The sequence below is a fragment of the Actinoplanes sp. NPDC089786 genome (genome assembly GCF_040684855.1).
Lineage (GTDB): Bacteria > Actinomycetota > Actinomycetes > Mycobacteriales > Micromonosporaceae > Actinoplanes.
Window position 1 is genome coordinate 177,950 of record NZ_JBFBGU010000002.1, and the last position, 22,877, is coordinate 200,826.

Sequence of the window (22,877 nt, forward strand, 5' to 3'; positions counted from 1 at the left end):
CTCCGGACACGGCATCTGACCGTTCGTGCGAATCACACATTGGAGAGTCGCGGCAGCCGCGGCCTCTCTCGTCGCGATCGTCGTCGTCACGGCGGCGCACGTGACGGACATGGGGGAAAAGCTGACGGGTGGGCCGGAACCGGCCTGGCCGACCATCCAGGCGTCCGATGCGCGATGCGGTCCACCGGCCGCCGACCGCGTCGCGGACACCGGCCGGGTCACGGTGAACCTGCCGCCGGCCAAGCCGTTCATCGTCGGCCGCATCCCGGCCGAGACCTGGCGCCGTACACCGATCGGGGATCTGAGCTGGAAACTGAAGTTCCTGGGCCTGTCCTGGATGCGGCCGATCGCCGGGCGCGCGCACGCCGACGGCCAGACCGCGGTGCTCGACGCGCTGGTCGCCCAGGCCGTCGCGTTCCACCAGGAGAACCCGGACACCGGCCGCCAGGCCGAGGGCTGGGACGAGGGCACGGCCATGCGCCGGCTGGAGGCCGAGAACTGCCTGTACACGCTGACCCGGTCGGCGGATCTGGTGCCGGGCATGGAGGCCGACGCGGCGGTGCAGTTCAGCGGCCGCTACTACGGCCCGCCACACCACACCGTGCACAACCACGGGCTGATGGCCAACCTTCAGCTGGTACGGGCGGCCGACCTGCTGCACCGCGCCGGCTGGAAGCGGAACGCGCTCGACCGGATCGCCCGGGAGGCGCCGCGAGCCTTCTCGCCGATGGGTACGTCACTCGAGCAGTCGGCGCAGTACCAGCACGTCAACGCGGTGCTGTGGGCGGAGGCGGCCGACCTGCTGGAGACCTCGCCGGGCAGCCGGGACACGGCCTCGAAGATCCGCCGGACGGTCGACGACGCGTACCGGATGCTGGCCTGGATGACCCAGCCGGACGGGAACCTGGTGCAGTTCGGCGACTCGGACGAGGGCAAGGGCCGGCCGCTTGATCTGGGCGCGACCCCGTCGGTACGCGACGACGTGGCCGGGTTCTTCGCCGGGCGGTGGAGCTGGACCGACCCGGAAACCACGCACTACACGGTCCGCTACGGTCCGGACCGCCGCGCGCACGGGCACCGCGACCAGGCCGGCGGCGTGACCTTCTGGGCCGACGGCGTCCGGGTGCTGGTCGGGGCGGGGCGGCACAGCTACAACCACGACGATCCCTTCCGTACGTATCAGCTGACGCCCCAGGGCGAGAACGTGGCCGTACCCGAACCGGGTTTTGTCGCCGGGGGCAAGGCCAAGCTCACCGAGGCGTCGATCACTCCGCAGAAGCACATCGTGACCGTGCGGGACGAGTTGTTCCTGGTGCCGCACACCCGCGCGATCGAGGTCGAGCCGGGCGGCATGACGGTGTCCGACTCGTTCGAGAACGCCGAGAAGTGGAGCCAGTCGTGGCACCTCGATCCGAAGTGGAAGCTGACCAGCCGCTCCGGTGACTGGATGGTGTTCAAGCACCCGGGCGGGCGCACGCTCACGGTCACCACGACCGGCCGGATCGCCAAGGTGCAGCGGGGCGCGGTCGGCACCGAGACGGCCGGCTGGCATTTCCCGTCGGCGGGGGTGAAGCAGCCCGCCTACCAGATCACCATCGCCAACAACGGCCGCGAGTGCACCACCCGCTTCCAGGTGCGTTAGACCATCGCCGACGGTTGCTTCGGCAGTTCCGCCGGCGGAGCTGCCGGGGCCGGGCGCCGCGTGGACAGCCAGCAGCCCACGGCGACCAACCCGAAACCCACCAGGGTGTGTACGCCGAACCTCTCGTTCAGCAGGACCACGCCGAGGAGCACGGCGACGACCGGGTTCGCGTACGTGACCAGGCCGGCCCGGCTGGGCCCGGCGATCGCGATCAGCTCGTAGAAGGCCAGCATCGCCAGCGCCGTGCAGAGCAGCCCGAGCGCGACCAGCGCGGCCCAGGACAGCGCGTGCACCGGGGCCGTGGGCAGGGTCAGCAGGCCGATCGGGGCCAGCAGCACCGCGGCGACCGAGGTGGTGCCGGCCGCGAGCGCCTCCGGCGGCAGGCCGGCCGCCCGGCGCTGCACCATGATCGTCGCCACCGCGTAGCTGAGCGCGGCGAGCAGCACCATCCCGGCGCCGAGCAGGCCGAGCCGGTCGCCGGAGACGTCCAGCCCGACCAGCACGGCCACGCCGGCGAAGCCGACCACGAGACCGGCCGCGCGGCCGGGGGTCAGGGGTTCGCGCCGGATCATCAGCAGGGCGATGGCCGCGGGCTCGATCGCGATGAGCAGGCCGGTCAGGGACGAGGAGATGTGCGTCTCGCCGTACGTGATCAGCAGGAACGGGATCACCACGTGGATCACCGCGATGGCGGCCACGGTGCCGTAGCGGCCGCGCAGGGCCCGCAACGAGCCCCGCCGCGCGGCGATCGGCACCAGCACCAGGGCGGCAATAGCGACCCGGCCGGCGACCACGAGGCCCGGCGACAGGTCTTCGATGGCGACCTTGATGAGCAGGTACGGGATGCCCCACAGGACGGAGACCAGGACGAAGAGGGACCAAGCTCGGCGATTCACAGGTCCAGCCTCTCGGCGTACGGTATTAAGCGGTAGTGGCGACTTGCTTGTGCCGTGTTAAGGAGCGCTAATGATCGACGTACGCCGCCTCCAGATCCTGGCCGAGGTCGCCCGGCACGGCAGCTTCAACCGGGCGGCGGCCGAACTCCGGCTCACCCCGTCGGCCGTGTCCCAGCGGATCAGCGCGCTCGAGCGGGCGGTCGGCTCGGCGGTGGTCGAGCGCAGCACCCGCGGTGTCGAGCTGACCGAGGCCGGGCGGCTGCTCGTCGCGTCGGCCGAGGCCGTGACCGCGGAGCTTTCGCGTACGCGGAAAGAGCTCGACCGCCTCGCCCACGCCCGCACCGACCGGATGACCGTCGCCACGTTCACCAGCGGCGGCCAGCGACTCCTGCCCGCCGCGCTCCGGCGCCTGGCCGCCGAGCGCCCCGGCGTCGAGTTCACCGTGCTCGAGCAGGAGCCGGAAGACAGCCTTCCGCAGGTCCGCTCGGGCGCCGCCGACCTGGCCCTGGTCTACCACTTCGACGGCCCGCCACCGGTCGGCCCCGACGACCGCACCGGCCTGATCTGGACCCCGCTGATGGACGACCCGATGTTCGTGGTGCTGCCCGCCGCCCACCCGCTGGCCGGTCGCGACACCCTGACCATCGCCGAGCTGGCCGGCGAGCGCTGGGTGCACGGCTGCCTGGAGATGGGCGACATGCTCGACCGCTACGCGGCGATGGCCGGCTACGAGCCGCGCGTGGCCTGCCGTGGCACCGACTACGTCTTCGCCCAGTCGCTGGTGCGGGCCGAGGTCGGCATCAGCATGATCCCGCAGGTGGCGCTGGTCGCCGACCAGGGCGGGCTGGTGCCGGTGCCGCTCACGCCGCCCGGCCCGACCCGCTACGTCGGCGTGGTGACGGCCCGGCGCCGCCGCCCCGACCCGCTGACCGAGGCGCTGCTGCAGTCGCTGCGCGACACGGTCGCCGCCCTTCCCGCCGCGGTGTAGCCGTAGCTGTTGAATGTCGGCATGAGGCATGAGCTCGCACGTCCGCGGAAGGCCCGTCCCGGGGACCAGATCGCCGTCATCTCGCCGTCCTTCGCCGCGGCAGGCGCCTTTCCCCAGCTTCACGAGCAGGCCATGCGACGGCTCGCCGACGTGACCGGCCTCGTTCCGGTCGAATACCCGACCACCCGGGTCGTCGGCGCGGCACCGGAGGCGCGAGCGGCGGACATCAACGCCGCCTTCGCCGACCCGCAGGTCCGCGGCGTTCTCGCCGTCATCGGAGGCGAGGATCAGATCACGGTCATCCCGCACCTGGACGCCGGCCTCGCCCGAGCCGATCCGAAACCGTTCCTCGGCACGAGCGACAACACCAACCTGCACCACTGGCTCTGGGCCCTGGGTCTCGCCAGTTTCTACGGCGGATCGTCGCAGGTTCACCTCGGTCCGGGCCCGGCCGTGGACGACATCCACGCGCGGTCGCTGCGGGCGGCGCTGCTCACCGGAGAGCGGTTGGAGATCACCGATCCGGGCGAATCCGAGGACTACGGAATCGACTGGGCCGATCCGCGGGCCCTCGAGTCCTTCGGGGAACGTGAGCCGACCGAGCCGTGGGGCTGGTTCGGGCCGCGGCGGTCCGTCACCGGCGCCACCTGGGGAGGCTGCCTCGAAGTCATCCAGTGGATTCTGACGGCCGGGCGGTTCCCGTTCCCCCCGGAGGTTCTGCGAGGCGGGGTGCTGATCATCGAGACGTCGGAGGAGCTGATGCCCGCCCGCGAGGTCGGCTGGATCGTCCGTTCCCTCGGCGAGCGTGGCCTCCTCGGCATGGTCGACGCGGTCGTGGTCGCACGTCCGCCGGTCTCGGATCCCACCCGGCGACCGGCCGCTGCGCATCGGGCGCGGTTGCGTGAACAACAGCGGGATGCGGTTGTCGAGGTGGTGACTCGCTACAACCCCGAGGCGGTCGTCTGCGTCGGGGTGCCGTTCGGCCACACCCGGCCGCAATGGATCCTGCCGCACGGTGGTCAGGTCACCGTTGACGGCGCGGAGCGCAGGATCTTCGCCGACTATCGCTAGGAATCGCCCCGATCCGGCGATTCTGCGCCCACGGCCACGTCATTTCTCACCCACTCCCAGGACCGACCCACCGACCGCCAGGACCGACTCCCCCACTGCCAGGACCGACGCAATCCTGACAGGACCGACGTGCTCGGTTCAGGTGGTGCGGTAGGCGGTGAAGGTCACCCGCATGCGCAGGGCGAAGCCGATCGACTCGTAGAGGCGGATCGCCGACAGGTTCCGGGCCGAGGCGTGCAGGAACGGGGTCTCGCCGCGGGCGTGGATGCCGTCGGCCACGGCCCGGACCAGCCGGGTGGCGTAGCCGCGCCCACGGAAGGCGGGATCGGTGCACACCGCGCTGATCTCGGTCCAGCCCGGCGGGTGCAGCCGCTCGCCGGCCATCGCCACGAGCCGGCCGCCGTGGCGCAGGCCCAGGTAGGTGCCCATCTCGATGGTCCGGGGCAGGAACGGGCCGGGCTCGGTGCGCCGGACCAGATCCAGCATCTCGGGCACGTCGGCCGGGCCGAGCAGCAGCGCCTCCGGGTCGGGTTCGGTGCGCAGCGCCACGTCGACCAGTTGGACGCCCTCGAAGGCGAGGCCGCGTTCCCAACCGGGATGCTCGGCCTCGCCCACCCCGGCCAGGGTGATCTCGGCGCCCGGCCCGATCAGTGCGGCCAGGTCGGCCCACGCCACGGGATCGCGCGAGTCGGCGAGGCCGTGCCAGGGCGCGACATCGGGCTGATAGCGCGCGGCTCTCCCGCGTACCTCGGCCAACTTGGCATGTGGGCCGTTCAGCGAGGCCCACGCCGGGTTGTCCAGCACGTCCCGGCCGACCGTCTCGGCGATGCTCATCGTCACTTCCCGTCGATCGTCCGGCCGGCCCGCACTATCGCAGGCTGGGGTAGGACGAACTGCTCGCGCCGGCGGTGTGCACCGCGCGGACCTCGATCAGGTCGCCGAGGATGGTCGCCCGGTCGAAGACGATCGGCGTGTCGCCGCCGGCGTAGGTGATGCGGTCGCTGTGGAGCACCGGAGTGCCCGCCGGGCGGTTCAGCAACGCGGAGAGGCTCTCCTCCAGCAGAGCCGGCGCCAGTCGCTCCTCGGCGCGGACGGGCGCCATCCCGGCCGAGGTCAGCGCGTCGTAGAGCGACGTCACGGTCAGGTCGGCCCCGGCCAGCAGCCGTGCGACCCGCTCGGGAAGCCACGACGTCTGGTGGATCGCCGGGGTGGCCCCGAGCCGGCGGAGGCGCTCGATGCGCAACCCGGACGCCCCGCCCTGGGCCGGCTCGCTCCCGGCAATGTCGCCACGTCTAGCGTGCACCGGGTCGCCATCGCCACGCCCGGCGGGCACGCCGGCGATGTCGCCGCGGCCGGTGGGCGGACCGGCTATGTCGCCACGGCCGGCGGACGGACCGGCGATCTCGCCACGCTCGGTGGGCAGGCCGAGTTGCTCGGCCACCCACTCAGGCAGGGGACCCTCCTGCCGGGCCAGCACGATGGTGTCGACCGTGTGGCCCTGGGCCCGCAGGTCGTCGGAGAGGCTCCGCAGCGGGCCCATCGTGTGCGCCGCCTTCGGGCCCGACACGAACGTTCCGCGGCCCGGCTCCTGGCTCACCAGCCCCTGGTCGGTGAGCAGCCCCAACGCCTGCCGCAGGGTCATCAGCGTGACGCCGTAGGAGGCGCTCAGCTCGCGCTGGGGCGGCAGGGCCTGGCCGGGGCGGAACTCGCCGATCGCGATGCGGCTCTGAAGATCGGCGGCGATCGTGGCGTACTTCGGCTCTCGCCGCTCGCCGTCTCGCACCGCCACGGGCTGCTCCGTCAATCATCGGGCCCGTCCAGCGCCGCGCGCATCTCGGCGACACGGACCCCGACATCGGCCGGCGAGGCGCCCTCGAGCACCTGCTGCATCAAGGTCGACGCCACGATAACACCGTCGGCCCGGGCAGCCGCGGCACGCGCGCCGGCCGGCGAGGACACGCCGAACCCGAGCAGCACCGGCAGATCGGTCACCGCCTTGACGTCCTGCGCCAGCTTCCCCGCCGTGGCCGGCAGCGCCTCCCGCGCGCCGGTGGTTCCCATCACGCTGACGGCGTACACGAAGCCCCGGCTCCGCCCGGCGATCTCGCGCCGGCGCCCGGGCGGGGTGGCCGGCGACACGAGCAGCACCAGGTCGAGCCCGGTGGCCGCCGCCGACAACTCGTCCACCTCGTCGATCGGCACGTCCGGCACGATGAGCCCGGCGACGCCGGCGTCCCGCAGGGCCGAGCAGAACCACTCGGCGCCCCGGCGGAAGACCAGGTTCGCGTAGGTCATCGCGACCAGCGGCACCCGCAGGTCGAGCCGCGCCACGTCGCGGAGGATGCCGTCGACCGTGGTCCCTCGGGCGAGCGCGGTGTCCGAGGCGCGCTGGATGGCCGGGCCGTCGAGCATCGCGTCGGAGAACGGCAGCCCGATCTCCACCACATCGGCCCCGGCATCGGCCGCGGCGTGCAGATAGTCGGTCCAGTTCGCGGTCAGCCCACCGGTCACATAGGGGACGAGCAGCTTCCGCCCCGAGTCGCGGACCCCGCGAGTGTGCTTCTCCAACGTGTTCATGCCAGCTCCATCAGGGTCGCCATGTCTTTGTCGCCTCGGCCGGACACCGTCACCAGCACGCTCGCCCCGGCCGGGATCTCGCCGGCGGCCACCGCGTTGATCAGCCAGGCGACGGCGTGGGCGGACTCGAGGGCGCAGATGATTCCCTCGGCGCGGGCGAGCCGGTGGACGGCCGCGACCACGTCGGTGTCGCCGACCGTGACGTAACGCGCCTGCCCGGTGCTCGCGAACCAGGCGTGTTCCGGGCCGACGCCGGGGTAGTCGAGTCCTGGCGCGATCGAGTGGGCCTCGGCGATCTGGCCCTCCGCGTCCTGCAGGAGGCGGGTGCGGAACCCGTGCAGGATGCCGTCCGAACCTCTGGTCACGGCCGCGCCGCCCTCGGCCTCGACGCCGATCAGGGCGGCGTCGGTGTCGAGGAAGCCGGCGAACGTGCCCGCCGCGTTGGACCCGCCACCGACACAGGCCACCACGAAGTCGGGCACGGCCGGGACCTGGCGGCGGGCCTCGTCGCCGATGACCCGCTGGAACTCACGCACCATCACCGGGTAGGGGTGTGGGCCCATCACCGAGCCGAGGCAGTAGTGGCTGTCGTCCACCGCACCCACCCAATGTCGTAGCGCCTCGGTGCAGGCGTCCTTGAGCGTGCGGCTGCCCGTGGTCACCGGGACGACCTCGGCCCCGAGCGTCCGCATGCGAAAGACGTTGAGCGCTTGCCGCTCGATGTCACGCTCACCCATGAAGACGGTCGTCGGCAGGCCGAGCAACGCACCGGCGGTGGCGGTGGCGACGCCGTGTGAGCCGGCGCCGGTCTCGGCGATGAGCCTTCGCTTGCCCATCCGCTCGGCGAGCAGCGCCTGACCGAGCACATTGTTGATCTTGTGGGACCCGGTGTGGGCCAGGTCTTCGCGCTTCAGCAGGACGGTGACGCCCAACTCGGCCGACAGCCGCAGAGCCGGCGTCAACGGCGTGGGCCGGCCCGCATAGTCGCCAAGGAAACCGGACAGCCGGTCGCGGAACTCGGTGTCGCCCCACGCCTCGTGGAACGCCCGCTCCAGCTCTTCGCAGGCCCCCACCAGCGACTCCGGGACGAAGCGCCCACCGTACCCACCGAACCGGCCGGGCCGGGCTTCCACTGTTCTAGAACTCATGGCAGTATGTGTAGCACATGGAAGGCCGGAGTTCTAGAACGGGGGAAATCGTGAGGCTGAGCGTTCAGATGCCGGTCCGTCCGCGGGTCGGTAACGTGACCGGCGTGGATGCACTGGCAGGGTTTCCGGACAGGTTCGAGGTCGGAGTGTCGACGGCGGCCTATCAGATCGAGGGTGCGGTCACCGAGGACGGGCGCGGGCCTTCGGTGTGGGACACGTTCGCGCACACGCCGGGGCGGGTGAAGAACGGCGACACCGGCGACGTTGCCTGCGACCACTACCACCGCTGGCCCGAAGACGTCGCCCTGATGGCCGACCTGGGCGTGGACGCCTACCGCTTCTCGATCTCCTGGCCGCGCGTGCAGCCCACCGGCAGCGGCGCGCTCAACATCCCCGGCCTCGACTTCTACGACCGGCTGGTCGACGCGTTGCTCCAGCGTGGGATCGCCCCGCTGCCGACGCTGTTCCACTGGGACCTGCCGCAGGCGCTCGAGGACGAGGGCGGGTGGCTGAGCCGGGCGACGGCCGAGCGGTTCGCCGAGTACGCCGGGCACGTCGCCGACCGCCTCGGCGACCGGGTGCGCCGGTGGATCACGCTGAACGAGCCGGTCGTGCACATGGCCGAGGGACACGCGTGGGGTGGCGGCGCCCCGGGGCACAGCCTGATGTTCGGCGCGTTGCCGGTGGCCCACCACCAGTTGCTCGGGCACGGCCTGGCGGCCCGGGTGCTGCGCGAGCGCGGCGCGACCCAGGTGATGATCACGAACAACTGCACTCCGGTGCTGCCGGCCAGCGACGACGAGGCCGACGTGATGGCGGCGGCCATGTACGACAGCTTCCACAACCGGCTCTTCAACGACCCGATCCTGCTCGGCGCCTACCCCGAGATGCTCGCCTCCTTCCTCGGCGACCTGGTGCAGGACGGTGACCTGGAGATCATCCACGCACCGCTGGACGCGCTCGGGATCAACTACTACAACCCGACCCGCATCGCGGCCGCGGCGCCCGACGCCGACCTGCCGTTCGACCCGCGGCCGATCGAGGGCGTGCCGATCACCGCCTTCGGCTGGCCCGTGGTGCCGGGCGGCCTGCGCGACCTGCTCGTCGGCCTGAAAGACACCTACGGCGAGGCGCTACCGCCGATCTACATCACCGAGAACGGCTGCTCGACCGCCGACGGCACCGACGACGCCTTCCGCATCGACTACCTGCGCGGCCACCTCGACGCCCTGAAGAGCGCCATCGACGCCGGCGTGGACGTGCGCGGGTACTTCATCTGGTCGCTGATGGACAACTTCGAGTGGTCCGAGGGCTACAGCCAGCGGTTCGGCCTGGTCCGCGTCGACTTCGAGACCCAGGAGCGCACTCCGAAGGACTCCTTCCGCTGGCTGCGCACCGCCCTGGCCGCGCGAAAGCCGGCGTAACGCGCGGAGTCGGCTGCGCGTTACGCCGGAGTCAGGACCGGCGTAACGGCCTCAGCCGCCCGGCGCGTGGTTCGGAGTCACGCCGGCGTAGCGGGCCTGAGCCGCCCCGCGCGCCGGCCGGAGCCACGCCGGCATCATGGCCTGAGCCGCCCGCCTTGTCGGCCGGGCGTCGAGCCGGCGCAACGCGGTGGGCCGACCGCGCGTTGCGCGGCGGCCGGAGGTCTGGACGGACGAGGCCGGGAACGAGCGGCCCGGCCGACTATGAGCGCCGTTCGGGCGATGCCGATCAAACGAGTGTGCACTGTGTACTGTTCCGTGGCGATGTAACCGAGATGCGCGCGGGCGCACCTCCTCTGTCGCCTCAGGACGGTCCTTCATGGTCAGCACGATCCCGGCGGGGACGATGCCCTCGGCGACCGAGTCGTGGGCCGAGCAGCGGCCGGGCTGGGACCGGCGGATCGTGTCGCTCTTCGCCGTCGTCGCCTTCCTGGTCGCCGTGTTCGGCTGGATGGCCTTCGCGATGGTCACGGCCGCGCGGGAGCAGTCGCCGTCCTCGGACGAGCCGGTCTATGTCGGGGCGGCGGTCGTCCAGGTCGAGCGGCACAGCCTGGCCTACAACTTCGAGCATCCACCGCTGGCCAAGCTGATCGTCGGGCTCGTCCTGGCCGACAACGACATCCACGCGCCGGCGAACCCGGACGGGAACCAATGGGTGCTCGGGCGCTCGGTCATCTATGGCCAGGGATACGGCGCCGAGCGGGTGCTGTTCCTGGCGCGGCTGCCGATCATCGTGCTGGCCATGCTGTTCGGGCTGGTGGTGTTCCACTTCGGGCGCGACCTCGGCGGGTTCTGGGGTGGGGTGGTGGCGCTGACGCTCTACGCCTTCACGCCGGACGTGCTGGCCCACGGGTCGCTGGTCGGACTCGACCTGCCGGTGGCCGGGTTTCTGCTGACCACGGTCTGGTTGCTGTGGCGGGCGCGGCTCCGGCCGTACGTCTATCTGCCGCTGGCCGGGGTGGCGCTGGGCGCGGCCATCGCCACCAAGATGAACGCGTTGGCGGCGGTGCCGCTGGTGGTGATCTGGTGGGCCGGGTGGCTGGTGGAACGGCGCCGGGGACGATGGTGGACCGCGATTCTCGGCGGCATGGCCGGAGCGATCGGCGTGGTGGCCGTCGCGGTCGGGGTCGTCTGGCTGTGTTACTACGCCGTCGATCCGGCGCTGCGGTGGAACCCGATCTTCGTCAAGGGGCTGAGCGATCCGCTGGTGGCGATGTTGCCGTTCCCGCGGCCGTTCCTGGACGGCATGAACTATCAGCTGAGCCTGGAGAGCCGGGACTTCAGCGGATTCCTGCTGGGCGAGTGGTACAGCGGTCATCGGTGGTACTACCTTCCGGCCGCGCTGCTGATCAAGGAACCGCTGGGGTTGCTGGGCCTGGGTCTGGCGGCGGTGTTCAGCCGGCGGGGATGGGTCGTGCTGGTTCCGGCGGTGGTCCTGCTCGGCGCGGCGATGACGGGCACGCGGGACTGGGGCGTCCGCTACGCGATCGTCGTGCCCATCCTGTTCGCCGTCGCCGCGGCCGGCCTCTTCCGGCGCAAGCCCCCCGAAGCGCCGACCAGGAAGGAAAAGCCGACCACGGCGAGGCCGGCCAGAAACGAAGCACCGACCAACGCGGAACCGGCGGAGCTGGACACCCCGGCCGGGAAGGAGGCGCTGGTCCAGGCCAGGAGAGGAGCCCTGGTCAAGGTGAGGGCGGTGCTGATTTCGGTGATCGTGTTGTCGGTCGTGGTCAGCACGGTCCGGGCGTTTCCGTATTACCTGCCGTACTCGAATGAGGCGTTCGGCGGGCCGGCGAAGACCTATCTGCGGCTGACCGACTCCAACGTCGATTGGGGGCAGGATCTGGGGCGGCTCGGCGAGAGGCTGCGGCGTGACTATCCCGGGGAGCCGGTGTGGCTGGTCTATCGGGGTAGCGGGGATCCCGGCTACTACGGGATCACCGCGCGGGACCCGATGAAGGTCCCGCCCGGTGAGGTCCGCGGTCTGCTGGTGGTGCCGGCTCGATTCCTGCCGGACGCGAAGCCTGAGCTCCGCGCCCTGATCGACACCAGCACCCCGGTCGGCGATGTCGGCCACTCGATCCTGATCTACCGCCGATAGAGGCCGGCGGCAGGGCCACGGGTAGAGCCGGCGGTGGGGGCAAAGGGCGAGGACAGCAGGCGGAGGCGGGAGGGCGAAAGCGGTAGGCGAAGGGGGAAGGGCGAAGGCGGCAGGGGTCAGGCCTACCGGCCGTAGGCCTCCAGTTCGTAGATGGAGAAGCCGTAGGACGTCGCGCGGGTCTGGCCGAACACCCGCAGGTAGCGGGCCGTTCGGGCGGGGAACGTGACGGTGTCCAGGCCGCCGTCGCCGGCGGTCACCGTGGCCGCGGTGGTCCAGGTGGTGCCGTCGGTTGAGGTTTCGATGCGGTACGTGGACGCGTACGCCGACTCCCACCGGATCAACGTCCTGGCCACCGTGCGGGACGCGCCCAGGTCGACGCGCAGCCACTGGTTGTCCGACCACGAGCTGGCCCACCGCGAGCCGGGGTTGCCGTCGACCGCGTTGGCCGCGGGATTGCCGAGCTGCGTGCTCGACGCGGTCGCCGGGCGGCCGACGGCCAGGTTCGTGATGTCGTCGCCGCGTCCGGCCGGGAACGAGATGACCTGCTGGTAGGTGGGACGGTTCTGCCAGGCGATCATCCGGTGCTTGATGCCGCCGAGCGGCGACTGCACGATCGCGTCGGCGCACCACTGGTCGCCGGCCGCGCAGAACGAGTCGGCCGGGTAGGTGGTGGCGGCCGGCTCGGCGAGCGCCCCGGACAGGCTCGACAGCAGCGCCGCCCGGCAGGCCGGCACGGCCCCGCCGCCGCAGAAGGACGTCGGCCAGCCGGGCACCGCGTCGCCCAGCACCGACCGCAGGTCCTTGTCGACCCAGCTCCACCAGCCGTACTGGAACGAGGATCCCTTGTGCCCCTGCGACTCGTTGGCCGAGGTGGGCAGCGTCGACACCGGCCCGGTCTGCCCGCCCGACGGCGACTCGTTGATCTGCAACGTGTCCACCAGCGAGGTGAACAGCGGGGAGCCGAGCGGCGCCTGGAACGCGGCCACCACCAGCCGCGGCCACCAGGCGTCGAAGAGCCGGATCGCCTCCGCGTCGCGATAGACGCGAGAGCCGGTCGCGGTCTCCTGCCGATGGGCCCCGGCGGCCAGCCAGGCCCGCAGTGTGGTGAGGGCGGCGGCCTGGGCCGGGTCGGTGACCGGCGCCGTGTCGATCACCCGCAGCAGCACCGGCAGCACGGAGGACCCCCGCAGGTCGACGGTCGCGGCGGATTGCACGAGGCGAAGAAGCGCCGCCCGGTCGTAGCGCTGCCCGGCGGCGATCCCGGCCGCCAGCGGCGCGTCCAGCAGGTCGCCCCGGTGCACGGAGCCGAAGCTGAAGTTGCCGTCCGCCGCCGAGTACCCCAGAGCCTGCTTGTTGTTCCAGCTGACGAAGTAGTCCTGGTTCACCGCCTGCGGATGCGCGGCGTTCGGCACATAGGAAGCGGTGTTGAGGGCCGGATCCCAGCCCTGCCATTCAAACAAGGGAACAGCCCGGGTCGGCAGGTTCGGATCGGCCCCGGCGGCCCGCACCGGCTGGGCGCCGGAGGTGAACATCGCCGCGTCGGTCGAGTTCACGTAGAACCAGTTGAAGGCGAACGAGATGGCCGAGGCGCTGTTCCGGAACGCGGCGGGCGTACCCATCTGGTCGGTCTCGTTGAACATCTGGAACCCGATCGCGGAGTCGGCCTCGTGCCGGTAGGTCGACCGGAGCTGGGTGAACGCGGTGGGCGCCCCGCCGACCAGCCCGCGCCACGAGACGAGGCCGTACCGGGTGCGTTGCACGGTCAGCCGGTAGGAGCCGGCCGCGGTGCCGTCGGCGGTGGTCGGCTTCCAGGAGTTGGTGCGGGTCAGGTTCTCCATCGGCAGGCACTGGCCGTGGTAGAGGTAGCTCGTCGAGTTGACCGTGGGCGCCGAGCCGTTGGCCTCGCACAGGGTCACCGCGAACGTGTCCGTGATGTCCTGGATGGACGAGGTGGCGCTCCACGCGTAATCGGTTCCGCGGCCGATCAGCGTGTAGAGGTTGAGGCCGCTGAACGCGATGCCCCGGGTGCGGATGCCCGGCCCGTTCAGCTCCTGGAGCATGAGCAGTTGCGGCGCGAAGTAGCCGGTCTGTGGTCCGAAGACCGCGACCGGGTGCCCGGTCGCGCTGTGTGCGGCGGAGACGATCGCCGCGTTGGACATGCCTTTATGAGAATCAAGGCTGAGGGTACGCAGGGAGTCCGCGATCGCCGAGGCTCCGGAGGCGCCGGTGGCCGCCGACCCGGTCCGGTCGAACACGATCGGGGCGGGCGTCGCGGTCCCGGCGTCCGGCATCGCCACCCCGGCCGCGTCCGGGTCGCCCCCGCCGTACGGGAAGGACTGCCCGTTGTGCAGGGTGAGCACGGTCTCGGGGTCGTTCTGCGACCGGAACTGCTGCCACACCTGATCGCCGGCGGTGGGGCCGTACTTGGCCCGCGCGGCGATCCGCACCAGCGCCGACTGCATCTCGTGCCCGCCGCCGCCACCGAAGAGCCCGCCGATGACGCCGCCGATCGCGATCAGGTCCTCGGGCACGAACGGTTCCGGCCCGCCCTCGTTGGTGATCGCGTCGAGGTGCCCGGTCAGCACGTACTCCCCCGGGCAGTCCCGGGCGGCCATGCAGTCGGCGATGTACTCGTTGATGCCGGCCAGGTAGCTCTGCACGTCGTCGTAGAGCTGCGCGCCGCGCGTACCCGTGTTGCGAAGGGTGTTGATCTGGGTGGTCAGGTCGCTCTCCAGGTAGGGCGAGGTACGCCAGACGCTCTGCTCGAGCTCGCGGTTGCCGTCGGCGCCACCGGCGAACGGGGTGAGCGTGCCCCGCCCGACGTGCCGCATCAGGTCCATCAGGAACAGCCGGTCCTGGGCGCCCGCATAGCCGGCGCCGAACATGGTCCCGGCCCGGGTGGTGCCGGTGATGTGCGGGATGCCGGCCTTCCGGTCGCGGACGATCGTGACGTCGGAGCGTGGCGCGATGGTCCGTTCGACGTCCCCGGCCGCGACACCGAAGGACCCGTCGTTGAAGAACGAGTTGATCTGGTCGCCGGTCAGGCCGGTGTATCGGTAGCCCAGGTCGGCGTACGGCGTGAGCTGGTCGTCGGAGTGCGGCGGCATGGTGCCGAACGCCTGGTTGGCGAGGATCTGGGCGAGATCGGCGTCACCGTTCTGGCCCGGCGGCAGGATGTCCGAGCACTCGCCGAGGCAGTAGTCGCCGGGGGAGAACGCGGCGGCGGCCGGTTCCGCGGGCAACGGGACGAGGAGGGAGGGTACGAGGAGGAGGACGAGGAGCGCGCGTCTGACCATGGGGACCTCGCAGAACACGAAGGTGTTTCACGAAGGTTAAGACTATGACGGCGGTTACGCCATAGACGACCGTGATATTGAACGCTCGTCCAACTCTCCGGTTACGGTGCCGGCATGGCTCCCGTCACCGCCGCAGAGGTCCGCGCCGTTGCCGCGGGGTACCACGCCGACCCCGCCCGGTCCCTGTCCCTGAACGCCGACGCCTACACCGATGACCGCTGGCACCAGGCCGACCTGACCGGCATCTTCGCCCGTACCTGGCAATGGGTCTGTCATGTCGAAAAGCTCGCCGCGCCCGGCAGCTACGTCTCGGCGACGATGGCCGGGATGCCGATCGTGGTCGTCCGCGACCGGGCCGGTGGGCTGCGCGCCTTCTACAACGTCTGCAAGCACCGGGCGCACGAGCTGCTCTCCGGGTCCGGGACGGCCACGAACATCGTCTGCCCCTACCACGCCTGGGTGTACGACCTGACCGGCCGGCTCACCGGCGCCCGCCGCGCCGACCGGATGGAGACCTTCGACAAGTCGCAGGTCTGCCTCGACCGGATCAAGGTGGAGGAGTTCGGCGGGTTCGTCTACGTCAACCTCGACCCGGGCGCGGCATCCATGGCCGATCAGGCGGGCGACCTGCTCGGCGAGATCCGGCACTGGGCGCCGGACGTCGAGAGGCTGACCCATGCCAAGCGGCTGACCTACGACATCCGGAGCAACTGGAAGAACGTCGTCGACAACTTCCTCGAGTGCTACCACTGCCACGTCGCCCACCCGGAGTTCGTCGACCTCGTGGACATGAGCACGTACGAGGTGCGGACGCACGGCATCTGGTCGAGCCACTTCGCGTCGGCGGGCACCCAGCCCAATGCGGCCTACGACGTGTCGGACGCGACCGTCAAGGAGCACGCGGTCTGGTGGCTGTGGCCCAACACCTGCCTGTTGCGCTACCCCGGCCGCGGCAACTTCATGGTGCTGCAGATCCTGCCCGCCGGCGTCGACCGCACCCTGGAGACCTGGGACTTCTACTTCGAGACGCCCGAGTTGCAGGAGGCCGAGGCGCAGTCGGTGCGGTACATCGACGAGGTCCTCCAGCCGCAGGACATCACCATCGTCGAGAGCGTGCAGCGCGGCATGCGTACGCCCGCCTTCACCCAGGGCCGCATCGTCTACGACCCGGCGGGCTCCGGCCTGTCCGAGCACGGCGTGCACCACTTCCACGGCCTGGTGCTGGAGGCGTACCGGTGGATCGCCCTCAGCCCTGGGGGTGGATGACCGTCTTGAGGCCGGTGCGGGCGACCGCGGTCTTGAGCGCGGCGTCCATCTCGGTGAGCGGGTACGCGCCGGTGACCAGCGACGGCAGGTCGAGGCGGCCGCTGGTGGCCAGGGCGATGGCGCGCGGGTAGACCTCGCCCATCCGGCGGGACATGACCAGGGTCAGGCCCTTGCGGCGGGCGATCGAGGCGGAGAACGAGGTGCGGTCGCCGTCGGGGATGCCGACCAGCACCACCCGCGCGCCGGCCCGGGCCAGCCGCAACGAGGCGTCCACCGATTTGTCGTTCCCACCGACCTCGAACACCACGTCGGCCGTGCCGTCATCGTCAGGTGAAGCCGGCGACGCGCCGAACGTCACGGCCGCCGCCAGACGGTGTGGCAGCGGGTCGACGGCCAGCACCCGGGTCGCGCCGGCCAGCCGGGCCAGCTGCACCAGGAACAGCCCGATCGGCCCGCAGCCGACCACGCCGACCGTGCCGGCCACGCGCAGGTGACCGAAGTCGAGCGCGTGCACAGCCACGCCGAGCGGTTCGAGCAGCGCGCCGTCGTCGTCGGAGAGCGCGTCGGGCAGCGGCACGAGCCGGTGGCTGGGCCAGGCCATCAGCTGCCGGAGGCCGCCGTCGGTCGCGCCGTGCCCGGCGAAGACGATGTTCCGGCAGAGGTTGACGTCGCCCCTCGCGCATTCGGGGCAGGCTTCGCAGGGTACGGCCGGATCGATCGCCACCCGCCGGCCGTCGTCGGGCCCGCCCCGGATGATCCCGGCCATCTCGTGACCCAGCACCAGCGGCCGGGACACCGTGGCGTCGCCGATGCCACCCTCGGTGAACCAGTGCAGGTCGGATCCGCACAGCCCGACCGAGGTCACCTCGACCAGCGACTCCCCCTGGCCCGGGGCCGGCGCCGCCTCGCGCCCGACCCGGACGTCACCGGCGCCGTGCAGCCTCGCGGCGAGCTGGTCAGACATGCGGACCTCCAGGTTGGGCTCGTTCCCACTCCCGGCGGGCCGCGGCGGTGGTGGTCAGGGCGGACAGCAGGGGCAGCGCCTGCTCGGCGGCGGAGCGGCCGGCCTGCTCGAACTCGGTGACCCGGGACAGCTCCCAGAAGGCGTACCCGTCGACCTCGGGCGCGAGGACCAGGTCGGCGTCCTCGGACAGCCGGTGGGTGCCGCCCGGCTGCAGGGCGGCGACCGCGACCATGACGTGCACCAGGGTGGTCGGCGGGCGGCGGGGCAGCGGGCCGGAGACGTCGACCGCGACCACGATGTCGGCGCCCAGCTCGCGGGCCAGCCGGGCCGGGACCATGTCGACCAGGCCGCCGTCGACCAGCATCCGGCCGTCCCGGTCGACCGGCGGGAAGACCCCGGGGATGGCCGCGCTGGCCAGGACCGCGGTGGACACCGGGCCGTCCCGCATGACCACCCGGTCACCCGTGGTCAGGTCGCAGGCGACCGCGGCGAACGGGCGGCTGAGCTCGGTGAACGCACGCCCGCCGAGCAGCTCGTCGAGGTAGGCCCCGAGGTGCCGGGTGTCGAACAGGGCCTTGCGGGTGCGGGCCGGGCGGACCAGCCGGGCCCAGCGCAGCGAATGCGCCTGGGCGCTGATCTCGGCGGCGCTCATCCCGGCCGCGTACAGCGCCCCGACCAGGGCCCCGGCGCTGGTGCCGGTGAGGATCGCCGGTTCCAGGCCGGCCTTCTCGAGCACCTCGAGCACGCCGATGTGTGCGGTTCCACGCACCGCGCCGCCACCCAGCGCGAGCCCGATGCGGATCGGTTCCTCCTCCGACGTGGTCACCAGGCCACGGTGTCACGATCCGCCCCGGGGATCCAGGCGAAGGCGGTCACGACCCGCCCCACGGGTCCAGCGGCAGGCGGACGGTGAAGGTCGAGCCCGAGCCCGGCGTGCTGGTCACCTCGATGCGGCCGCCGTGGTCGGTGACGATGCGGTGGGCGATGGTCAGGCCGAGGCCGCTGCCGCCGGTCGCCCGCTGCCGGGCCGGGTCGGCGCGCCAGAACCGGTCGAAGACCCGCGGCTGATCCTCGAGCGCGATGCCCACCCCGGTGTCGCGCACGATCAGCACCGCCTCGAACTTGTCCCGGCGCACGGTCAGCGTCACATGGCCGCCGTCGTCGGTGTAGCGGATCGCGTTGGTCAGCAGGTTGCCGATGACCTGGCGCATCCGGTCGGGGTCGGCGCGCACCCAGGTCCCGCCGGGGGCGTCCACCTCCAGCTCCACGCCCGCCTCGGCGGCCACCGCCCGGTGCGCGGTGCCGCTGGTCGAGGCCAGCTCGGCCAGGTCGAACGAGGTCCGGGTGTAGGTCAGGTCGCCCGCCTCGGCCAGCGCCAGCTCCTGGAGGTCGTCGAGGATGCGGCGCTGGAGCAGGGTCTCCTCGTGCAGCGACACGAACAGCTCGCGGCTGGGGTCGACCACCCCGTCGGAGAGGCCTTCGAGATAGCCGCGGAGGTTCGACAGCGGCGTACGCATCTCATGGGCGATGTCGGCGATCAGCCGGCGCTGGCGCTCCTCGCTGCTCTGCACCGCCTCGGCCATGGCGTTGAACGACGCGGACAGCAACGCCAGCTCCCCGCGGCCCCTGATCGGCACCCGCACGTCGAGCTTGCCGTCGGCCAGCCGCAGGGACGCCTCGGTGAGCAGCCACACCGGCCGGCTCACCCGGCGCGCGATCACCGCGGTGCCGATCAGCGCCACCACGATCAGGCCGGCCACCCCGATCAGGGCCGGCCGGCTGAGGTCGATGATCGAGGTGGTGTTGCGGAAGCCCAGGAAGAGCCGCAGGGGCGTGGCCGCGAACCCGCTGAGGCCCCGGTTGAAGGACTGCTGGAGGCAGCTCTCGATGCGCTCGCGGTCGTTGCGGCCGGGCACGCACGGCGAGAGCATCTCGACCATCTCGGTCAGCCACACCTTGTCGCGGTTGACCTTGTCCGTCCCGAATGTCACACACTTCGGGGAGTCCTGGATCTGCTGCCGGGTCAGGTAGGGCGCCCGGCTCGTCTGCAGCACCGGCTCGGCCGTGCCGTTGTCGGACATGCACCGCACCGCGAGCAGGGCGGCCCGATACTGCGCGGCCTGCCGCAACGCCCTCTCGGCGGGACCGGCGCCGGGACTGGGCCCGGAGCCGAAGAGGTCGGCCGGAAGCGCGAACGGCCGGCCGACCCGGACCGGGATCGGCTCGCCCGGCCGGACGGTCGGATCGAGCGCCGGCAGCGGGTCGATGGTGAGGGCAGCGCCGCGGACCGGGCCGGACGTGTTGCCCTCGAGCGTGTCCGAGTCGGTCAGCACCGTGCCGTCCGGGGTGCGCAGCTGGATGTGCAGGCCGGTCGACTCGGCCAGGCCCCGGACCACCTGGTCGACGCCGGGCCAGCGGCCGTGGCGCAGGCCGTACTCGCGGATCTCCTGTACGATCCGGTCCTGGTGCTGAGCTTCGGCCGCCTGCGAGCGGGTCACCTCGCGGGTGGTCAGGCTGAGCGTGAGCCAGGCGGTGGCCACGATCGCGCTCACCGCCACGAGCACCACCAGCGCGAAGATGCGCAGGCGGAAGCTCACTGCTCGGCCATGCGGTAGCCCCGGCCGTACACGGTCTGTACGTACTTGGGCGCGGCCGGGTTGGCCTCGATCTTGCGACGCAGGTTGACCACGTGGGCGTCGACCGTGCGCTCGGAGACGTCGTGCTCGAAGCCGAACGTCTTGTCGATGATCTGACCGCGGGTGAAGACCCGGCCCGGCTCGCGGGCCAGCAGTTCGAGGATGCCGAACTCCTTGGCGGTCAGGTTGATCGGGTCGCCGCCCACCCGCACCTCGAAGCGGCCGGTGTCCACCTCCAGGTCGCCGACCAGGACGATCGACGACGGCTCCTCACCGGCCCGGACCCGGCGGAGCAGGGCGCGGACCCGGGCCGTCAGCTCCCGCGGGCTCACCGGCTTGGCCAGGTAGTCGTCGGCGCCGATGTCCAGCCCGAGCAGCATGTCGTTCTCCGAGGACCGGGCGGTGACCAGCAGGATCGCGACGTTGGACTCGGCGCGCAGGATCCGGCACACGTCCAGCCCGTCGACCAGCGGCATCATGACATCGAGCACGATCAGGTCGGGGCGCCGGGACCGGGCCACCTCCAGAGCCGCCCGGCCATCACCGACAGTCATCACCTGATGTCCCTCCCGCTCCAGATACAAGCGGATGAGCTGGGCATGCTTCGGATCGTCGTCAGCTACCAGAACACGTGCGGTCACGACCGCGATTCTCGCTCACGGACGCAAACCCGGCCAAGAAATGCTGGATTCCTGTGAAGAAACAGACCGATTCCGATGAAGGTCGAGATCTCCCACGTTTCCACACAGGTTCTTCACATCGACGGCCTTAGTGTTCCGCTCGCACCTCTCCGCTACCCGACAGGAGTGACCCCCATGTGTGGCCTCAGCGTCTTTGTGAGCAGTCGCCCCGGCGCCGGCCCGCCCGACCCGGCGACCGCCGCGGCGTTCGCCGGCGCGCTGGAGACCATGCACCACCGGGGGCCGGACGACACCCGCGTCGAGTTCGCGGACGGGCTCGCCTTCGGCTTCAAGCGGCTGGCCATCGTCGACCGCGACGAGAGCGTCCAGCCGGTGCACTACGGCGACCGCTGGACCGTGGTGTTCAACGGCGAGATCTACAACTACAAGGAGCTGCGCGCCGAGCTGACCCAGGCGCACGGCGCCCAGTTCGCCACCGAGGGTGACAGCGAGGTGCTGGCGGCGGCGTTCCACCACTGGGGCGTGGCCGCCCTCCCCCGGCTGCGCGGCATGTTCGCGTTCGTCGCCTACGACACCCATACCGGGACGGTGCACGCGGCCCGGGACCAGTTCGGCATCAAGCCGCTGTACGTGCTGGAGACCACCAACGGCCTGTACCTGGCCAGCGAGCGCAAGGCCCTCGAGCCGTTCGCCGGTGACCCCGGGGCGGCGCTGGACACCGAGTCGCTGGCCCACTACCTGACCTTCCAGTTCGTGCCCGAGCCGGGGACGCTGCACCGGCACATCAAGCGGCTCGCGCCCGGCCACCGGGTGACCTGGACCGCCGCCGGTGGCCAGCGCATCGAGCGCTACTTCCAGCCGTCCCTGCGGCCGCTGAACGTGCAGCCGGAAGCGGCATACCACGCGATTCAGGACGCGCTGCGCGACAGCGTGCGAAAGCACCTGAACGCCGACGTTCCGGTCGGCGCCTTCCTGTCCAGCGGGGTCGACTCGTCGGCCGTGGTCGCGCTGGCCCGCGAGGTCAAGCCCGACCTGCAGGTGTTCACCGCCGGCTTCGACGACGCGGCCTACTCGGAGATCGAGATCGCCACGGACACGGCGGCCCAGCTCGGCGTGCGCCTGACCCCGACCGTGGTCACCGAGGACGACGTGCTGCGGGAGCTGCCCCGGATCGTGCACCTGCTCGACGACCCGGTGGCCGACCCGTCGCTCGTACCCCTGTATTTCCTCGCGCAGACCGCCTCGCGGAACGTGACCGTGGTGCTCTCCGGCGAGGGCGCGGACGAGCTGTTCGGCGGCTACACCATCTATCGCGAGCCGGCCTCGCTGTCGCGCATCGATCAGCTGCCGGACAGGATGAAGAAGGGTCTGCGTACGCTTTCGCACGCGATGCCCGAGGGCATGCGGGGCCGCAGCTTCCTGGACCGCGGGACCACCCCGATCGAGGAGCGCTACTACGGCAACGCGCGCATCTTCTCGCCGGCCGAGAAGCCGGCGCTGATGCGCTTCACCGCGCCGCCGCACACCACGGTCACCCAGCACCTGTACGCGGAGACCGCCGACGTCGACGACGTGGCCTCGATGCAGTACGTCGACCTGCACACCTGGCTGCCCGGCAACATCCTGGCCAAGGCCGACCGGATGTCGATGGCCCACTCGCTGGAGCTGCGGGTGCCGTTCCTGGACCAGGCCGTCTACGCCGCCGCGGCCGGCCTGCCGACCGAGCTCAAGCTGCCCGCGCACAGCCGGGAGACCAAGCACGCCCTGCGCGAGGCGATGCGCGGCATCGTGCCCGAGTCGGTGCGGGACCGCCGCAAGCTGGGCTTCCCGACCCCGACCCGGGTGTGGCTCAAGGGCAAGATCGGCGACTGGGTGAGCTGGCTGTTCTCCACCTCCCAGGCCGGCTACCTGCTCGACCTCAACTATGCCCAGCAGCTGCTCACCGCGCACCGGGCCGGCGAGGCCGACAACTCCCGCAAGGTGTGGACGGTGGCGATGTTCTGCCTGTGGCACGCCATCTTCATCGAGAAGACCATCAACCCGCAGCCCTTACAGGCCAACTACGCCCCGGCGCCAGCCCCGGCCTGGTGAAATCGATCACCCACAGTGGAGGGTGAATTACGCGTAGTGCATAAAGGTCTTTATTGATCGTCGTACGTCTATGGCTTCC

17 protein-coding genes are annotated in these 22,877 nt (G+C 71.5%); 7 read left to right on the forward strand and 10 right to left on the reverse strand.

The window, feature by feature from the left end; all coding sequences use genetic code 11:
* The first annotated feature begins 109 nt into the window (after positions 1-109).
* Complete coding sequence (locus AB0O15_RS11730; protein ID WP_364317464.1) at positions 110-1,642, forward strand: heparinase II/III family protein; 1,533 nt, start codon at positions 110-112, stop codon at positions 1,640-1,642.
* Here the strand turns inward: AB0O15_RS11730 and AB0O15_RS11735 are convergent.
* Positions 1,639-2,538: a DMT family transporter gene (locus AB0O15_RS11735; RefSeq protein WP_364317466.1), complete on the reverse strand. Its 900-nt coding sequence runs from the start codon at positions 2,536-2,538 to the stop codon at positions 1,639-1,641. The genes AB0O15_RS11730 and AB0O15_RS11735 overlap by 4 nt on opposite strands.
* A 70-nt stretch (positions 2,539-2,608) precedes the next feature.
* On the opposite strand from AB0O15_RS11735, the gene AB0O15_RS11740 reads away from it, so the two are divergent.
* Positions 2,609-3,526, forward strand: a complete 918-nt coding sequence (locus AB0O15_RS11740; protein WP_364317468.1) for a LysR family transcriptional regulator — start codon at positions 2,609-2,611, stop codon at positions 3,524-3,526.
* Positions 3,527-3,547: 21 nt separating this feature from the next.
* Positions 3,548-4,597 (forward strand): S66 peptidase family protein, encoded by a 1,050-nt coding sequence (locus AB0O15_RS11745; protein ID WP_364317469.1) that lies wholly within the window; start codon positions 3,548-3,550, stop codon positions 4,595-4,597.
* A 138-nt stretch (positions 4,598-4,735) separates the two neighbouring features.
* Here AB0O15_RS11745 and AB0O15_RS11750 read toward each other — a convergent pair whose 3' ends face one another.
* From AB0O15_RS11750 to trpB, 4 genes are read right to left on the reverse strand one after another with little or no spacing between them, the layout of a single operon-like run.
* Positions 4,736-5,431: a GNAT family N-acetyltransferase gene (locus AB0O15_RS11750; protein WP_364317471.1), complete on the reverse strand. Its 696-nt coding sequence runs from the start codon at positions 5,429-5,431 to the stop codon at positions 4,736-4,738.
* A 34-nt stretch (positions 5,432-5,465) separates the two neighbouring features.
* On the reverse strand, positions 5,466-6,386 hold the full coding sequence (locus AB0O15_RS11755) for a GntR family transcriptional regulator (RefSeq protein WP_364317473.1): 921 nt from the start codon (positions 6,384-6,386) through the stop codon (positions 5,466-5,468).
* Positions 6,387-6,397: 11 nt separating this feature from the next.
* Positions 6,398-7,174 (reverse strand): tryptophan synthase subunit alpha, encoded by a 777-nt coding sequence (gene trpA / locus AB0O15_RS11760; protein WP_364317475.1) that lies wholly within the window; start codon positions 7,172-7,174, stop codon positions 6,398-6,400.
* Complete coding sequence (gene trpB / locus AB0O15_RS11765) at positions 7,171-8,322, reverse strand: tryptophan synthase subunit beta (protein ID WP_364317477.1); 1,152 nt, start codon at positions 8,320-8,322, stop codon at positions 7,171-7,173. The genes trpA and trpB overlap by 4 nt, the downstream gene beginning before the upstream one ends.
* Positions 8,323-8,426: 104 nt before the next feature.
* Between trpB and AB0O15_RS11770 the strand changes: the two genes are divergently transcribed.
* On the forward strand, positions 8,427-9,746 hold the full coding sequence (locus AB0O15_RS11770) for a GH1 family beta-glucosidase (protein WP_364317479.1): 1,320 nt from the start codon (positions 8,427-8,429) through the stop codon (positions 9,744-9,746).
* Between the two features lie 376 nt (positions 9,747-10,122).
* Positions 10,123-11,904 carry a phospholipid carrier-dependent glycosyltransferase gene (locus AB0O15_RS11775; RefSeq protein ID WP_364317480.1) on the forward strand — a complete coding sequence of 594 codons (1,782 nt, stop codon included), beginning with the start codon at positions 10,123-10,125 and terminating at the stop codon, positions 11,902-11,904.
* A gap of 122 nt (positions 11,905-12,026) precedes the next feature.
* Here AB0O15_RS11775 and AB0O15_RS11780 read toward each other — a convergent pair whose 3' ends face one another.
* Positions 12,027-15,200, reverse strand: coding sequence for a penicillin acylase family protein (locus tag AB0O15_RS11780; protein WP_364317482.1), 3,174 nt, complete (start codon positions 15,198-15,200; stop codon positions 12,027-12,029).
* 114 nt (positions 15,201-15,314) lie between these two features.
* On the opposite strand from AB0O15_RS11780, the gene AB0O15_RS11785 reads away from it, so the two are divergent.
* Positions 15,315-16,466 carry a ring-hydroxylating oxygenase subunit alpha gene (locus tag AB0O15_RS11785; RefSeq protein WP_364317483.1) on the forward strand — a complete coding sequence of 384 codons (1,152 nt, stop codon included), beginning with the start codon at positions 15,315-15,317 and terminating at the stop codon, positions 16,464-16,466.
* On the opposite strand, the gene AB0O15_RS11790 is transcribed toward AB0O15_RS11785, so the two are convergent.
* The 4 genes from AB0O15_RS11790 to AB0O15_RS11805 are packed head-to-tail and all read right to left on the reverse strand — an operon-like array spanning position 16,447 to position 20,716.
* Entirely contained in the window at positions 16,447-17,430 is a 984-nt protein-coding gene (locus AB0O15_RS11790) for an alcohol dehydrogenase catalytic domain-containing protein (protein WP_364317485.1), read from the reverse strand. The genes AB0O15_RS11785 and AB0O15_RS11790 overlap by 20 nt on opposite strands.
* Positions 17,423-18,256: a patatin-like phospholipase family protein gene (locus AB0O15_RS11795; protein WP_364317487.1), complete on the reverse strand. Its 834-nt coding sequence runs from the start codon at positions 18,254-18,256 to the stop codon at positions 17,423-17,425. Before AB0O15_RS11795 ends, AB0O15_RS11790 begins: the two co-directional genes overlap by 8 nt.
* A gap of 46 nt (positions 18,257-18,302) precedes the next feature.
* Entirely contained in the window at positions 18,303-20,027 is a 1,725-nt protein-coding gene (locus AB0O15_RS11800) for an ATP-binding protein (RefSeq protein WP_364317489.1), read from the reverse strand.
* On the reverse strand, positions 20,024-20,716 hold the full coding sequence (locus tag AB0O15_RS11805) for a response regulator transcription factor (protein ID WP_364318120.1): 693 nt from the start codon (positions 20,714-20,716) through the stop codon (positions 20,024-20,026). Before AB0O15_RS11805 ends, AB0O15_RS11800 begins: the two co-directional genes overlap by 4 nt.
* Positions 20,717-20,902: 186 nt before the next feature.
* Here AB0O15_RS11805 and asnB point away from each other — a divergent pair, with 186 nt between their 5' ends.
* Positions 20,903-22,798, forward strand: coding sequence for an asparagine synthase (glutamine-hydrolyzing) (gene asnB / locus AB0O15_RS11810; protein WP_364317490.1), 1,896 nt, complete (start codon positions 20,903-20,905; stop codon positions 22,796-22,798).
* The last annotated feature ends 79 nt before the right edge of the window (positions 22,799-22,877 follow it).

Excerpts from the sequence above, each read along its gene's own strand:
- AB0O15_RS11740 (WP_364317468.1), top strand. The coding sequence starts at position 2,609 with ATGATCGACGTACGCCGCCTCCAGATCCTGGCCGAGGTCGCCCGGCAC.
- AB0O15_RS11785 (WP_364317483.1), top strand. The coding sequence starts at position 15,315 with ATGGCTCCCGTCACCGCCGCAGAGGTCCGCGCCGTTGCCGCGGGGTAC.
- AB0O15_RS11750 (WP_364317471.1), bottom strand. The coding sequence starts at position 5,431 with ATGAGCATCGCCGAGACGGTCGGCCGGGACGTGCTGGACAACCCGGCG.
- AB0O15_RS11745 (WP_364317469.1), top strand. The coding sequence starts at position 3,548 with ATGAGGCATGAGCTCGCACGTCCGCGGAAGGCCCGTCCCGGGGACCAG.
- trpA (WP_364317475.1), bottom strand. The coding sequence starts at position 7,174 with ATGAACACGTTGGAGAAGCACACTCGCGGGGTCCGCGACTCGGGGCGG.
- AB0O15_RS11790 (WP_364317485.1), bottom strand. The coding sequence starts at position 17,430 with ATGTCTGACCAGCTCGCCGCGAGGCTGCACGGCGCCGGTGACGTCCGG.
- AB0O15_RS11775 (WP_364317480.1), top strand. The coding sequence starts at position 10,123 with ATGGTCAGCACGATCCCGGCGGGGACGATGCCCTCGGCGACCGAGTCG.
- AB0O15_RS11730 (WP_364317464.1), top strand. The coding sequence starts at position 110 with ATGGGGGAAAAGCTGACGGGTGGGCCGGAACCGGCCTGGCCGACCATC.
- AB0O15_RS11780 (WP_364317482.1), bottom strand. The coding sequence starts at position 15,200 with ATGGTCAGACGCGCGCTCCTCGTCCTCCTCCTCGTACCCTCCCTCCTC.
- trpB (WP_364317477.1), bottom strand. The coding sequence starts at position 8,322 with ATGAGTTCTAGAACAGTGGAAGCCCGGCCCGGCCGGTTCGGTGGGTAC.